Source organism: Bifidobacterium phasiani, assembly GCF_019331775.1.
GTDB classification, from domain to species: Bacteria; Actinomycetota; Actinomycetes; order Actinomycetales; family Bifidobacteriaceae; genus Bifidobacterium; species Bifidobacterium phasiani.
In genome coordinates this window covers 1-14,115 of sequence record NZ_JAHBBD010000001.1, presented here as the reverse complement: position 1 = coordinate 14,115, position 14,115 = coordinate 1, and the positions used below count along the sequence as shown (strand labels likewise).

The 14,115-nt window shown below is 66.9% G+C and carries 12 protein-coding genes and 2 pseudogenes; 8 read left to right on the top strand and 6 right to left on the bottom strand.

What is annotated here, in order from left to right:
- Nucleotides 1–153: 153 nt before the first annotated feature.
- From KIH73_RS00065 to KIH73_RS00050, 4 genes are all read right to left on the bottom strand, one after another.
- The gene (locus KIH73_RS00065; protein ID WP_219079482.1) at nt 154–972 is read right to left on the bottom strand and encodes a TraX family protein; all 819 of its coding nucleotides are present in this window, start codon (nt 970–972) and stop codon (nt 154–156) included.
- The gene (locus KIH73_RS00060; protein WP_219079481.1) at nt 969–1,979 is read right to left on the bottom strand and encodes a TraX family protein; all 1,011 of its coding nucleotides are present in this window, start codon (nt 1,977–1,979) and stop codon (nt 969–971) included. Before KIH73_RS00060 ends, KIH73_RS00065 begins: the two co-directional genes overlap by 4 nt.
- 246 nt (nt 1,980–2,225) lie before the next feature.
- Complete coding sequence (locus KIH73_RS00055; RefSeq protein WP_219079480.1) at nt 2,226–3,431, bottom strand: sensor histidine kinase; 1,206 nt, start codon at nt 3,429–3,431, stop codon at nt 2,226–2,228.
- A complete protein-coding gene (locus KIH73_RS00050; protein WP_219079479.1) occupies nt 3,404–4,048 on the bottom strand; it encodes a response regulator transcription factor in 645 nt (214 codons plus the stop codon). Before KIH73_RS00050 ends, KIH73_RS00055 begins: the two co-directional genes overlap by 28 nt.
- A 274-nt stretch (nt 4,049–4,322) precedes the next feature.
- Here KIH73_RS00050 and sufB point away from each other — a divergent pair, with 274 nt between their 5' ends.
- The 7 genes and pseudogenes from sufB to KIH73_RS11140 form a co-directional block, all read left to right on the top strand.
- Nucleotides 4,323–5,828 carry a Fe-S cluster assembly protein SufB gene (gene sufB / locus KIH73_RS00045; protein ID WP_274608132.1) on the top strand — a complete coding sequence of 502 codons (1,506 nt, stop codon included), beginning with the start codon at nt 4,323–4,325 and terminating at the stop codon, nt 5,826–5,828.
- 5 nt (nt 5,829–5,833) lie between these two features.
- On the top strand, nt 5,834–7,060 hold the full coding sequence (gene sufD / locus KIH73_RS00040) for a Fe-S cluster assembly protein SufD (RefSeq protein WP_219079478.1): 1,227 nt from the start codon (nt 5,834–5,836) through the stop codon (nt 7,058–7,060).
- A gap of 1 nt (nt 7,061) precedes the next feature.
- A complete protein-coding gene (gene sufC / locus KIH73_RS00035; RefSeq protein WP_219079477.1) occupies nt 7,062–7,841 on the top strand; it encodes a Fe-S cluster assembly ATPase SufC in 780 nt (259 codons plus the stop codon).
- Nucleotides 7,838–9,136, top strand: coding sequence for a SufS family cysteine desulfurase (locus KIH73_RS00030; protein ID WP_219079476.1), 1,299 nt, complete (start codon nt 7,838–7,840; stop codon nt 9,134–9,136). The genes sufC and KIH73_RS00030 overlap by 4 nt, the downstream gene beginning before the upstream one ends.
- Nucleotides 9,137–9,223: 87 nt before the next feature.
- Nucleotides 9,224–9,778 carry a Fe-S cluster assembly sulfur transfer protein SufU gene (sufU, locus tag KIH73_RS00025; protein ID WP_219079475.1) on the top strand — a complete coding sequence of 185 codons (555 nt, stop codon included), beginning with the start codon at nt 9,224–9,226 and terminating at the stop codon, nt 9,776–9,778.
- A gap of 95 nt (nt 9,779–9,873) precedes the next feature.
- A pseudogene (locus KIH73_RS11145) lies at nt 9,874–9,994 on the top strand (metal-sulfur cluster assembly factor); the annotation flags it as partial.
- Between the two features lie 140 nt (nt 9,995–10,134).
- Nucleotides 10,135–10,494 (top strand): annotated as a pseudogene (locus KIH73_RS11140) (metal-sulfur cluster assembly factor); the annotation flags it as partial.
- A 206-nt stretch (nt 10,495–10,700) separates the two neighbouring features.
- On the opposite strand, the gene glgC reads toward KIH73_RS11140, so the two are convergent.
- Both glgC and KIH73_RS00010 read right to left on the bottom strand, forming a co-directional pair.
- Entirely contained in the window at nt 10,701–11,948 is a 1,248-nt protein-coding gene (gene glgC / locus KIH73_RS00015; RefSeq protein WP_219079473.1) for a glucose-1-phosphate adenylyltransferase, read from the bottom strand.
- 139 nt (nt 11,949–12,087) lie between these two features.
- Entirely contained in the window at nt 12,088–12,954 is an 867-nt protein-coding gene (locus tag KIH73_RS00010; RefSeq protein WP_219079472.1) for a TrmH family RNA methyltransferase, read from the bottom strand.
- Nucleotides 12,955–13,509: 555 nt separating this feature from the next.
- On the opposite strand from KIH73_RS00010, the gene KIH73_RS00005 reads away from it, so the two are divergent.
- A complete protein-coding gene (locus KIH73_RS00005) occupies nt 13,510–14,019 on the top strand; it encodes a GNAT family N-acetyltransferase (protein WP_219079471.1) in 510 nt (169 codons plus the stop codon).
- Nucleotides 14,020–14,115 lie beyond the last annotated feature (96 nt).

Below are 14,115 nucleotides of genomic sequence, written 5' to 3'. Positions count from 1 at the left end.
GCCGTGTCCGCGGCGCGTCCGGCATGGCGCCCGCCATGCCCGGAGGATCGGGTTCGCCGCAAGCTTGCCGACGGGGGCTGGCCGTGGTCGCATTCGCGGATTATGCCCTCGAACGCGGACCGGACCGCGGCGGCGGTGTAGGGAGGGGCGCCGTCACACGCCGTACTGCAGCCCGAGCAGGTGCATCGCCACGGCGATGACGGCGAGGTGCACCGGGTAGAACCAGTAGAACAGCCATTTGACCGGCCTGCCGCGGCTCCCGTCGTATGCCAGCATGAGCGGGAGCGCGGCGATCATCATCCACTGGTAGTTGACGGTCAGCGGCGCCCATCCTGTGTACAACAGCCCAGCGAAGTACATGAGCGGATTGCCCGTGTACGCCCCCACGCAGTTGTACAGCACGAAGAACGCCGCGCAGCAGGCGACATACACGACCGCCAGCCGCCGCTTCGATGAACGGCACAGCCACAGCGCCACGCCGAGCAGAACGTAGAGATATCCGCCCTCGATCGAGGCGGCGCTGCCGAGCACGGTAATCAGGATCCGACCGATGATCGCGCTCGGCACCGACCCCAGCGCGGACAGTCCGGAAGCGACCAACGCCAGTGCGACGTAGGAGACGACCTGCCAACCGACGTAGGCGACGATGCCGATGGCGCGGTGCACCGGCTTGCGTAGCGAGAGCAGGGCGACGATCAGCGCGATGTGGAACAGCGTGGTGAAGGCGTTGCCGGTACGGTTGAGCAGGATCTCGACCCCGGACATCGCCACGCTGGCGGCGTACAGTCGCAGGATGTAGCGCACGAGGTCGCCGGTGTGCTCGCAGGCCTGAGCGCACAGGAACGCGAACAGCGGGAACGCCAGCCGGCCGACCCAGTGCATCGGCAGCTGGACAGCGGGCGGGGACAGCACCGCCGCATGGTCGGCGAGCATAAACAGGCAGGCGGCGACCTTGAGCGTGAAGGTGTTCACCGTCGTGTCCCGGAATCCTGCATGGTCGGCGCGGGCAGCGCGGGCAATGTCCGGAGGAACGCGTCGGAACCGGGAACGGATGCCGACGCCGGTGACGCGGCCACCTGGACGTGCGGGGCAACGCCGATGGTCTGCATGCCGGGCGCCGCCGGCAGCATCATGCCGATGCCGTACAACAGCAGGATGTGCAGCGGATAGAACGCGTAGAAGAACCAGGTGACGTTCGGCCCGCGCCGCCTGTCGTACAGCAGCATCAGCGGCAGGGCGAGCACCATCATCCATTGGTAGTTCGTCGTCAACGGCGAGGCGCCCATGTTGAAGAAACTGATTCCGAGCATCTCCAGCGTGCTGTGGAACGTTCCCATGACGGGGCCCGAGGGACCCTCGCCGGTGGTGAGCAGGATCCAGTTGTCGATGGCGTAGAACAGCCGTGCCCCGATTGGCGACAGCACCAGCGAGAACAGGGCGTTGAGGCCGATGAACCCGGCCGTCAGCCGGATCCGCCCCTGGCGCGTGGCCCACAGCGTCACGCCGATGACGACGTAGAACAGTCCGCCCTCAAGCCCGACCACGCTGCCCGTGGCCGCCGTGAGTATCGGCGTCAGGTGCGGGAGACGGCCGAGGGCATCGCCGAACAGTACGAATGCGGCGATCAGCAGGCACTGGTACAGCGTGTACAGCGCGATGCCGCACAGCTTGCCTTTCAGCGTTCCGACGTGCAGCAGGGAGATGATGACGACGACCTGCAGCAGCGTCGTGAAGATGTTGTTGCCGATGCCGAGCCCGCTCTGGAGCAGCGACATCAGCAGGCCGCCGATGTAGAGGCGGAGCGCGTAGCGGGGGCGGCTGCGCGTGAACTCGCAGCTCCATCCGCACAGAAACAGGAATATCGGCGACGAGGCGCGTCCGATCCAATGCATCCAGATGGGCATGCCGGGAACGAACTCCGCGATGTGGTCGACCACCATCAGCGCGGTGGCGATGATCTTGAGCGTGAATGCGTTCATCGGGCTCCTTATGCGAGGCATCGGAGCGGCGCGGCTTCGATACGCCGGTATCGGTGAGGCCGCCCGATGCGTGGGACGGGTGACTGCATCGTCGACGATATCGCCGTATTGCCCGGCATCATCGAAAAGACGATGACGGACGCCTGCATACGACATGGATCGTCGTGCATCCGACCATCCGTGCATACGCGTCGAGGGCACCTGCGCTGCACGGCTGGAGTGGTTCTGCAGCTAGATGCCGGATGATCACCACGGCATGTGCATGCGCAGTATCCATATGCCGTCGCGAACGCTGCAATCCAGTGTTCCTCCGAATGACCGCATGCGTCGCTGGTGCAGGGCCAGACCGCGACCGGAACCATGACTCGCCTCGGCGTGTGCCCCGCATGCGTTGAACTGGACGATGCCGATTCCCGATTCGCTGATACGCACATGCACGACATAGGCGTCATCGCCGGCGGTCGCGTGGATGGCGATGTTGGTGTACATGTGATCGATGCAGTCATGCATCGCTTCGGCGCGTTCTTTGTCCATCCGCGCGCTCGCGGCCTCGGTCGCATCATCCAGCGTGCTGATGCCATGAAATCCCAATGACGCCAGAACCCGGTCGTTGTCACGCAGTTGCTGCCGCAATGCCTCGGTCAATGTGCCCGCATATCCGTAGGCGTCGAGCCGATACGACGGTTCCGCGCCTTCCAGCACGTCGATGACGTCGCGGACCTGAGCGAGAGTCATTGATGCAATGGTCCGTATGTCACGCAGACGGGCGGCATGGCCTTCGCCGGCCGTCATGTCGTCGTGCCCCTCTTCCGCGGTGAGGGCGATGAGCGTAAGCCCGCGTGCCGTGGAATCATGGATTCTGCTGGCCAGCGTCACGTCGCGTCGCAGCCGGTCCCGCTCCAGCTTATGCCGACGCACATTGTGCAGTTCCTCATTCGCCATGCGTATGCGACGATGTTCCGCCAATGCGTACCCAACGGCGCAGGCCACGGCGAATGACGCCAGCAATGTGACGATTCCGCCGGGTTCCCACGTCGGAACGTTCATCAGCCATGCCACCGGGAAAACAAGGCAATCGCACAGCAGCAGCACAACGACCAATGAACGCCGTCTCTGGAACGCAAGCATGCCGTACGCCAGCCAGTGAGCCCAAAGCTGCGGGGAGAACGCCATTCCCGGCAGCAGCGTCGCGACGTCGGACGCCAGCACGATGCACGCCCCGCAGAATCCGGTCCACCGGTACATCCCGACGGTCAGCGCCGCCAATACGACCGCCTCGCATATGCGGAACGGGGTATGGGCGGAGCCCGCCAGACATTCGGCCATGGTCAGGGCCACCGCAGACGCGATGCATATCGCCTGGTACGGCCGTGCGCAGTCACGCACTATCGGTATATGCCGGACGAGGGTTTCCGGAGGTATGGTCATGGCATTTGCCTGTACTGTGTCCATGTCCGAATCAGCTGCAGTTTGCTGTGCACGCCGAGCTTGGCGATGGCGTGGCGGATATGCGTTTTGACCGTGGATTCGCTGATCGCCATCTTCCGGGCGACCTCTCGGGCCGTCAACCCCTCGATGGTCCAATCCAGGATTTCAGTCTCACGGGGAGACAGCGGAACGTTCGCCTCCGAGGGGCGTCGCGCCGAGGACAGCCGTCGGTGTGCCTGGGCGGACGAATCGAAGCCGTTCTGTACATACGCAGTCCCCTCGGCACACGCGATCAGGCAACGGCGCAGCTGCCCGACATCGGCTTTGTCCAACAGCGCCTGCGCTCCGAACCTTTGGGCAATGCCCGTATACTGCCGCGGCGAATGCGAGGTCATGCCGTAGATGACGATGTCGTGCGTGAGATGACGAATTCGCTGGCAGACCGTGCCGCCGTCGACGCCGTCCATGCTCATGTCCACCAGGAGCACGTTCGGTCTGTCGTCGATGCCGACGCATCGCTCGACGGCCTCGTCGCCGTCGCGCACCGCCCATATCACGACAACGCAATCGGATAATCGACCTACCATCGCGCGCAGGGCGAGCAATGTCAACGGGTCGTTGTCCACGATGCCGACGCGCATGCGTGTTCCATGAGAACGAACCATATGCGACCCCTCCCTATCCCTTGCCCCCGACCCTTGATACATGGAATCGGCACCATGTTATCCCGAATGCGGTTTCGGCGCACCGGGTGGACGAGCCGGTTCCCGCCAACGTACTGAGCTGTTTTCTCCCGTGAGCGCGGTATCGGCTGCGGGCTGATTTTCGATCAGGTACTAGTGTTTCCCCGCCGATTCCGTTAGTCTTGCCAAGGAAGCAATTCGGATAAGGAGGCAGCGCACGGTGACGGAAGAGATGACGCCACAGTCGCCCGACGAGACGGGCGGCGCCGCGGCTGACGTGGAGATGAGCCAGTATGTGGCCGGCCGCTCGCGCGTCAACGAGGACAAGATCAGGCAGGATGACGAGATCATCAGCCAGTTCGGCGAGTACGAGTACGGCTGGCACGACTCGGACACGGCCGGCGAGGCGGCGAAGAAGGGCATCGACGAAAGCGTCGTGCGCGCCATCTCCGCCGACAAGGGCGAGCCGGAGTGGATGCTCGACATCCGCCTCAAGGGCTACCAGGCGTTCCTGGACAAGCCGATGCCGGACTGGGGCGTGGACCTGAGCGGCTTCAACGCCGACGACTTCAAGTACTACGTCAAGCCGATCGACAAGCCCGCGGCCACCTGGGAGGAGCTGCCCGACGAGATCCGCACCACCTACGACCGGCTCGGCATCCCCGAGGCCGAGAAGAAGCGCCTGGTCTCCGGCGTCGCCGCGCAGTACGAGTCCGAGGTCATCTACAACTCGATCCAGCAGGAGCTCAAGGACCAGGGTGTGATCTTCGTGGACACCGACACCGCGGTGCGCGAGTACCCGGACCTGGTGCGCAAATACTTCGGCACGGTCGTGCCGCCGGACGACAACAAGTTCGGCGCGCTGAACACCGCCGCGTGGTCGGGCGGCTCGTTCATCTACGTGCCCAAGGGCGTCCACGTCGACATCCCGCTGCAGGCGTACTTCCGCATCAACACCCCGAACATGGGCCAGTTCGAGCGCACGCTGATCATCGCGGACGAGGGCTCGTACGTGCACTACGTCGAGGGCTGCACCGCGCCGATCTACTCGACCGACTCGCTGCATGCGGCGATCGTCGAGATCATCGTAGAGAAGCACGCCCGCGTGCGCTACACGACCGTGCAGAACTGGTCGAACAACGTGTACAACCTGGTCACCCAGCGCGCCTACGTGCGCGAGGGCGGCACGATGGAGTGGGTCGACGGCAACATCGGCTCCAAGGCCACGATGAAGTACCCGGCCTGCATCCTGGCCGAGCCGTACGCCAAGGCGGAGACGATGTCGCTCGGCTTCGCGGGCAAGGGCCAGTACCAGGACACCGGCGCGAAGATGATCCACCTCGCCCCGCACACCAGCTCGACGATCGTCGCCAAGTCTATCTCGCGCGGCGGCGGGCGCTCCGCCTACCGCGGCCTGGTCAAGATCGTCGACGGCGCCGAGGGCTCGTCGAACTCGACCGTGTGCGACGCGCTGCTCGTCGACGACTACTCGCGCTCCGACACGTACCCGCATGTGGACGTGCGTGAGGACGACGTCTCGATGGCGCACGAGGCGACCGTCTCCAAGGTCTCCGAGGACCAGCTGTTCTACCTGATGAGCCGCGGCCTGAGCGAGGACGAGGCGATGGGCATGATCGTGCGCGGCTTCGTCGAGCCGATCAGCCGCGAGCTGCCGATGGAGTACGCGCTGGAACTGAACCGCTTGGTGGAACTGCAGATGGAAGGATCGGTGGGCTGAGTCCGATGGCACAGAATACGGAAATCAACATCCCCGTCGCGGATCCGGACGACCCGTACGCGGTGCCGGCCGCGATGCCGTCGAGCGCCGACCGCTCGCCGCGCAGCTTCGACGTCGACGACTTCGCCGTGCCGACCGCGCGCCAGGAGGAGTGGCGCTATACGCCGATCGACCGGGTCGCCGAGTTCTTCGAGGTCTTCGAGCCCGCCGGCACGACGACGGTGGCCGTCGCCAACATCGACGGGTCGCCCGTGGACGCCGGCCGGGTCGGCGTCGCGCGCGTGCCGATGGGCCAGGCGCCCAGCGGCACCGTCTCCAAGCCGACCGATCGCATCGCCGCCGTGGCGTGGAACTCCGCGCGCGAGGCGGTGGTCGTGGCGTTGCACGCCGACACCGACCAGCCGGTGCTGGTCGACGTGCGCGGCGGCGGCATGGACCCCGACGCCCTGCACCTGGTGATCGTCGCGGACGACGGCGTGCACGCCGACGTGGTCGTGGAGCACCACGGCGCGGCACGCATCGCCGAGGGCGTGGAGATCGCCACCGGGCGCGGCTCCCAGGTCTCCACCACCTTCGTGCAGGAGTGGGACCGCGGCTCCAAGCACGTCGGCGGCCACCGCATCCACGTGGGCGAGGGCGCCACGCTGCGCCACTCGATGGTCACGCTCGGCGGCGACGTCGTGCGCATCCGCATGGACCAGGACTTCGGCGGCCCGCAGGGCGACCTCAACATGCTCGGCGTCTACTTCGCCGACCCGGGCGAGCACATCGAGCACCGCACGATGGTGGTGCACAACCATCCCGAGTGCCGCTCCCGCGTCGTGTACAAGGGCGCGCTGGACGGCGAGGGCGCGCATTCGACGTGGGTCGGCAACGCGCTGATCGAACCGACCGCGCCGGGCACCGACTCCTACGAGCTCAACCGCAACCTGGTGCTCACGCCGGGCGCGATCGCCGACTCCGAGCCGAACCTGGAGATCGAGAACGGCAACATCGTCGGCGCCGGCCACGCCAGCTCGGTGGGCCGCTTCGACGACGAGGAGCTGTTCTACCTGCAGTCGCGCGGCATCCCGGAGGCCGAGGCGCGCAAGCTCGTGGTCCGCGGCTTCTTCGGCGAGCTCGTGGACGAGATCGGCATCGGCCAGATCGCCGACCACCTGATGACCATCATCGACCGCCGGCTGACGCGCGGCGAGTCCGAAGCCATGACGAACGTTCTGGAGGAGAAGTAAGATGTCGACACTGCAAATCAAGGACCTGGTCGCCTCGGTCGAGACCAAGGACGGCCGCAAGCGGATCCTCAAAGGCGTCAACCTGACCGTGAACTCGGGCGAGACGCACGCGATCATGGGCCCCAACGGCTCGGGCAAGTCCACGCTCGCCTACACGCTCGCCGGCCACCCGAAGTACGAGGTCGAGTCGGGCCAGGTGCTGCTCGACGGCCAGGACCTGCTGGCCATGACCCCGGACGAGCGCGCCAAGGCCGGCCTGTTCCTGGCGATGCAGTACCCGGTCGAGGTGCCGGGCGTGTCGATGACCAACTTCCTGCGCACCGCGAAGACCGAGATCGACGGCAAGGCCCCGGCGATCCGCACGTGGACCAGGGAGCTCACCGATGCGATGAAGCGCCTGAAGATGGACCCGAAGTTCGCCACGCGCTCGGTCAACGAGGGCTTCTCCGGCGGCGAGAAGAAGCGCGCCGAGGTGCTGCAGCTCGAGCTGCTCAGACCGAAGTTCGCCGTGCTCGACGAGACCGACTCCGGCCTGGACGTCGACGCGCTGCGCATCGTCTCCGAGGGCGTGAACCGCGCCAAGGAGAGCACAGGCCTGGGCATCCTAATGGTCACGCACTACACGCGCATCCTCAAGTACATCAAGCCGGACATCGTCCACGTGTTCGCCGACGGCCACTTCGTCAAGACCGGCGGCCCCGAGCTGGCCGACGAGCTCGAGGAGCAGGGCTACGACCAGTTCCTGCCCGAGGGCGCCGGCTCGGAATCGGCGCTGGCATGACGGGCCCGGGAGCCGGCGTGGCCGGCATCGACTTCGGCGCGATCCGCGGGCAGTTCCCGATCCTGGACCAGCGGGTCCACGGGCATCCGCTGATCTACCTCGACTCCGCGGCGACCGCGCAGAAACCCCAATGCGTGATCGACGCGGAGGCCGAGTTCTACGAACGCGACAACGCGGCCGTGCACCGCGGCGCGCACGAGCTGGCGGCGCGCAGCACCGTCGCGTTCGAGCACGCCCGCGCCGCGGTGGCCCGGCTGGTCGGCGCGTGCGCGGACGAGGGCGGCGAGGAGATCGTCGTGACCTCGGGCGCGACCGCCGGACTGAACCTGCTGGCCACCGCGTTCGGCAACGCCTCGCTGGGCCGCGGCGGGGCCGCGGCCGCGCGCTTCGCGCTGCGCCCGGGCGACGAGATCGTCGTCTCGAAGGCCGAGCACCACTCGGTGCTCCTGCCGTTCCAGGAGCTCGCTGCCCGCACCGGCGCGACGCTGAAATGGTTCGACCTGGACGACGAGGGCCGCATCCGCGCCGACATGGCCGACGAGGTGATCACCGAGCGTACGCGCATCGTGGCCGTCACCCACGTGGCCAACGTCACCGGCGCGATCACCGACATCGCGCCGATCATCCGCCGGGCCCACGCGGTGGGGGCGCTGGTCGTCCTCGACGCCTGCCAGTCGGTGCCGCACCTCGCCGTCGACTTCCACGCGATGGACGTGGACTTCGCGGTGTGGAGCGCGCACAAGATGTACGGACCGACCGGCGTCGGCTTCCTGTACGGCCGGCGCGAGCTGCTGGAGGCGCTGCCGCCGGCCTCGTTCGGCGGGTCGATGGTCGAGCTGGCCTGGATGGACCGCGAGGCGCGCTACATGGCGCCGCCGGCGCGGTTCGAGGCCGGCACCCAGCCGGTCGCCCAGGTGGTGGCCGCCGGCCGGGCCGCCGCATGGATGATGGACATCGGCATGGCCGCCATCGAGGCGCATGAGCGCCTGATCGCGGCCGAGCTGCTGCGCCTGGGCGACATCGAGGGCGTGCGCGTCCTCGGGCCGCGCGACAACGCCGGCCGGATCGGCACGGTCGCCTTCGACGTACAGGGCGTGCACCCGCACGACGTCGGCCAGTTCCTCGACGCGCAGGGCATCGCCATCCGCGTCGGGCACCACTGCGCGCAGCCGGTGCACCGCCACTTCGGGCTGTACGCGTCCAACCGCGCGTCCAGCGGGGTCTACAACACCGTGGACGACGCGGCGGCGCTGGTCGAGGCGGTCGCCAAGGTGCGCCCGTTCTTCAGGGTGTGACGCTATCCTGTTGAACGGCAATGGCGTGGCCGCGCCGAGCGCGGCCACGATGACGGCGTCGGAGGAGCGAGAGGCATGGATTTCGGCATGAGCGGCGACGATCTGGAGCAGATGTACCAGGAGGTGATCCTGGAGGCGTCCCGCGACCCGCACGGCCGCGAACGCTTCGCGCCCGACCTGGCGGACGAGTCGTCGGCGCGGGCCGGCGACGCCGTGGTCCGCGCCAGCCACGAATACTGCGCGGCGGGGGAGTCGCACCAGTTCAACCCGACCTGCGGCGACGAGGCGACCGTGCACGTCGAGGTCTCCGACGGCTCTGACGGCGGCCCGCACCGCATCGAGCGCATCGTGTGGGATGGCCACGGCTGCTCGATCTCCCAGGCCAGCCTGTCGATCATGGTCGACCTGGTCGACGGCCGGACCGTGGACGAGGCCATGCACCTGGCGAACGAGTTCCACCGGCTCATGGACTCGCGCGGCGCCGGCCTGCAGGACGACGCCGCCGAGGAGGAGCTGGGCGACGCCGTGGTGTTCCAGGGCGTGTCCAAGTACCCGATGCGCATCAAATGCGCGCTGCTGGGTTGGGAGGGCATGAAGGCCTCGGTCGCGCAGGCGCTGGCCCGCGTCGACCGGGCCGGGTGATTTCGGCCAGGGCTGAATCGTCTCCGGGCATTGCGGCGGACGATGCCGGAACCGTAGAATGGACTATCCGCAAGAACGTTGTATTGGAGCGCATCATGAACGATAACCTGGTTCCCGAGCCGCAGAGCACCGTGCTCGATTCCGTCGAAAAGGCTCTTGGCGACAAGGAGACGGCGCGTCGCGTGATGCTCAACCCCTCGCTGGCCCGGGGGCTGTCCGGCGGCGCCGCGCAGGGCGGGACCGGGGCGGACGGCACGGCCGGATCCGCCGGCGGCGATGAGGCGGCGGGCAGCGCGGCGCATGACGGCGCGCACGACTGCTCGTGCGGCGGCTCCTGCGCCTGCGGGGAGGAGGGCGGCATCCCGCTCAAGGCCGTCGACGAGATCGGACGGGCCACCGCGGCCGACGTGCGCGAGGCGCTGCACCAGGTCATCGACCCCGAACTCGGCATCGACGTCATCGATCTGGGGTTGGTGTACGGCATCGAGATCGACGCGCTGGGCCGCGCCATCATCACGATGACGCTGACGACCCCGGCCTGCCCGCTGACCGACCTGATCGAGGACGAATGCGCGAGCATGCTCGCCGGCCTGGTCGAGGAGTTCCGCATCGACTGGACGTGGCAGCCGCGCTGGACGATGGACAAGATCACCCCCGAGGGGCGCGAGCAGCTGGCGGCGCTCGGCTTCAACTTCGATTCGATGCCGCAGTACTGAGCGTGCCGACGCATGCGGTCGGGCCGGGCCGGGCGGGTACGCCGCGCCGCGGGTCGCCGCCGGGCGGGCGGTTGCGTGCGTTCCGACGGACGGGCCACGGCATGCCGGCATGCAACGCACGCATGAACGATATGCATGGCGAAGGGGCCGTGCATCCCGATTCTTCCGGGATGCACGGCCCCTTCGCCATTGCTGTGCGGTGACGGTCAGTCGTCGACGACGGTGTTCTTCGGCACGACGGTGATGCCGTCCGGGGTCACTGTGAAGCCGCGGGCCAGATCGTGCTCGGTGTCGATGCCGACCGTGGAGTTCTCGGTGAGCACGACGTTCTTATCGAGGATCGCCTTGTACACGCGGGCGCGGCGGTTGATCACGACGCCGTCGAACAGGATCGAGTCCACGACCTGCGACCACGAATGGATGCGCACGTTCGGGGAGAGCACCGAGTGGTGGACCTCGCCGCCCGAGACGATGACGCCGGGGGAGACCAGCGAGTCGGTCGCGTGGCCGAGGCGGTCGCGGCCGGCGTGCACGAACTTCGCCGGCGGCAGGTTGCCCGACATCGTGTAGATCGGCCACTCCGAGTTGTACAGGTTGAACTCCGGCACGTAGGAGATCAGGTCCATGTGCGCGTCGTAGAACTGCTTGAGCGTGCCCACGTCGCGCCAATAGGCGTGGTCGGTCGGGGTCGCGCCCGGGATGTCGTTGGTGTTGAAGTCGTACACGCCGGCCTCGTTACGGCCCGCGAAGTACGGGGCGATGTCGCCGCCCATGTCGTGCTTGGTGTTCTCGGCCTTCTCGTCCTTGGCCAGCGCGTCGAACAGGGCGTCCGTGTTGGCCACGTAGTTGCCCATCGAGGCGAGGAAGGAATTCGGGTCGTCCGGCAGGCCGGTGGTGGTCTCCGGCTTCTCCTGGAAGCTCTTGATCATGTTCGGGTGCTCGGGGTCGACCTCGATGACGCCGAACTGGTTGGACTGGCTCAGCGGCTGGCGGATGCCGGCGACGGTGAACTCGGCGCCCGACTCGATGTGCTGCTGCACCATCTGGCTGAAGTCCATGCGGTAGACGTGGTCGGCGCCGACGATGACGACGATGTCCGGGCGCACGTCCTCGATGATGTTGATGGTCTGGTAGATGGCGTCCGCGGAGCCGAGGTACCAGTGCTTGCCGAGGCGCTGCTGCGCCGGCACCGGGGAGACGTAGTTGCCCAGCAGCTGGGAGAAGCGCCACGTCATCGAGATGTGGCGGTCGAGGGAGTGCGACTTGTACTGGGTCAGCACGATGATCTGCTGGTAGCCGGAGTTCACGAGGTTGCTCAGCGGGAAGTCCACGAGGCGGAACACGCCGCCGAAGGGGACGGCCGGCTTCGCGCGGTCCCGGGTCAGCGGCATCAGACGAGTTCCTTCGCCTCCCGCCAGCACGATGGATAGAATCTTCGGATTCTTTTTGGACATCCGATACTCCTCTCTTAGAGCGTCTTTCGACACCGCACTGCGTTGTTTTGATTCGCTTCCTTGCAAATCACTTACATTGACAATAATTGCATAAAAATCTCAAACCGCAAGGCAAGACGCCCCGCATGTCATTGACTTTTCAGTGAATTCGAGTCGAATAGAAAGCCACCGCGCTGGACGCGGCGACGTTCAGGCTGTCGACGCCGTTGCACATCGGGATGCGCACCGTCAGGTCGGCGCGCGCAATGGTGTGCGGCGACAGGCCGTCGCCCTCGGTGCCGAAGATCAGCGCGAGCCTGTCGATGTACTGCGGGTCGCCGGGATCGGCCTCGAGCCGGCGCACCAGCTCGTCCAGCGGGATCGAGTCGTCCTCCAGCGCCATCGCCGCGGTGACGAAGCCGAGCGAACGCAGCTCGTCCATGCCCTCGAACGGCCAGTAGCGGGTGTCGTCGCCGCCGATCCGGGTCCACGGCACCTGGAACACCGTGCCCATCGACACGCGCGCGGCGCGCCGGTACAGCGGGTCGCCGCACGAGGGCGTGACCAGCACGGCGTCCACGCCGAGCGCGGCGGCCGAGCGCATCAGCGCGCCGACGTTGGTGTGGTCGACGATGTTCTCCATCACCGCGACGCGGCGCGCGCCACGGCACACCTCCTCGACGCCGGGCAGCGGCCAGCGTCGCATCGCCGCCAGCGCGCCGCGGTGCAGCCGGTAGCCGGTCAGCCGCCTCAGCTGCTCGGGGGAGGCGACGTACACCGGCACTTCGGCGCCCCAGCGCCGGTCGATGGCCTCGAAGGTGCCGGCCATGCCCTCGATCCACGGCTCCTCGACCAGCAGCGACAGCGGCTCGCGGCCGGCGGCCAGCGCACGCTCGATGACCTTGGGCGATTCGGCGATGAAGATGCCGCGCTCGGGCTCGAGGCGGTTGCGCAACTGCAGCTCGGTGAGGTTCGTGTAGGCGGACACGCGCTCGTCGTCGACGGAGTCAAGATGGATGAACCTCATGGATACGCCTTTCGCCACGGCCGCCGTCCGGCGGCGGATACAAAGAAACCCCTTGGGAGCCGAAATCTACGCGGTCAGGGTATCATCCCGTGCCCACATTCGCGCCAAAGAGCGCACTGCCCGTGCGTTCGATACCGCGTTCAGGTCGTCGTCGACGGGTCCGCGCGGGCGCCCGGGATCATGGCCGTGTTCCGTGTACCCGCGAATATCCCATACGTCCGCAACACGCCGCCCGGCCGCCTGTGGCCGACACGGCGGGGCAACTCGCCGTCGCCGATCCGGCAGATGGATATCGGCATCCGTACTCCCTCGATTACGCTCTGGGATTGGATTCGGCCCGCCCGGGCTGTTGTACGATTAAGGCATCGAGCGAACACGAGGCGACGCAGAAAGGGGATGCAGACATGGCGACTTCGACTCGCATCGACGTGAAGCCCGTGCCCGTATACACGCCGCCGGCCGACGGCGCCCGTGATCTCCACGATGAACAGTGGGCGAGGATGACCAGGGGCGCGCGTTTCGTCGTGGCGTGCCACGCAAAGGAGCTTCTCGCGCATGGGACTCAGCATCGTAAGGGAACGTCTCTGTTCTGAGGCGCACCAGACGGCGCTCAGACGATTCGTATGCTGCGACGGCGGGCCCGAATGGGCCATGGACGCGCAGCGGTACATCCGCGACATCAACATCCGTAGGCATGCGGACGACAGCGAGATCATGCTGCTCGTCGTCGCCGGCGCCAGCGAATACACGGACAGGGTGCTCGGCTTCTGCGAATACGGCGTCGCGGCTGAGACCACCGACGACGAACCGGGCTTCTACCAGATTTCGTACATCGCCACCGCACTCGAGACCAGAGGGAAGCACATGGGCGACCTTCTGCGCGCGGCGGTCCTCGACAGGCTTTGCGACGACGCGTTCAGAACCGGTCGCACCCCGTTCGTCGTCACGCAGATAGACCCGCGCAACAAGCCGAGCGCCGCGCTGTTCCGCAGGTTCGGGTTCGCCGACGAGGGCGAGGACCCGGAGGACCCGGGATACGGGCTCTTCCGGTTTTCGTGTGTGTGATGGGAGAGCCGTGGGGCATCATGGTTGGTTGTGAAGAAGATAACCGAAGATGTCTCACGGCCTGTACGCGAGTTTAACAGGTTCGACGGGGATGCG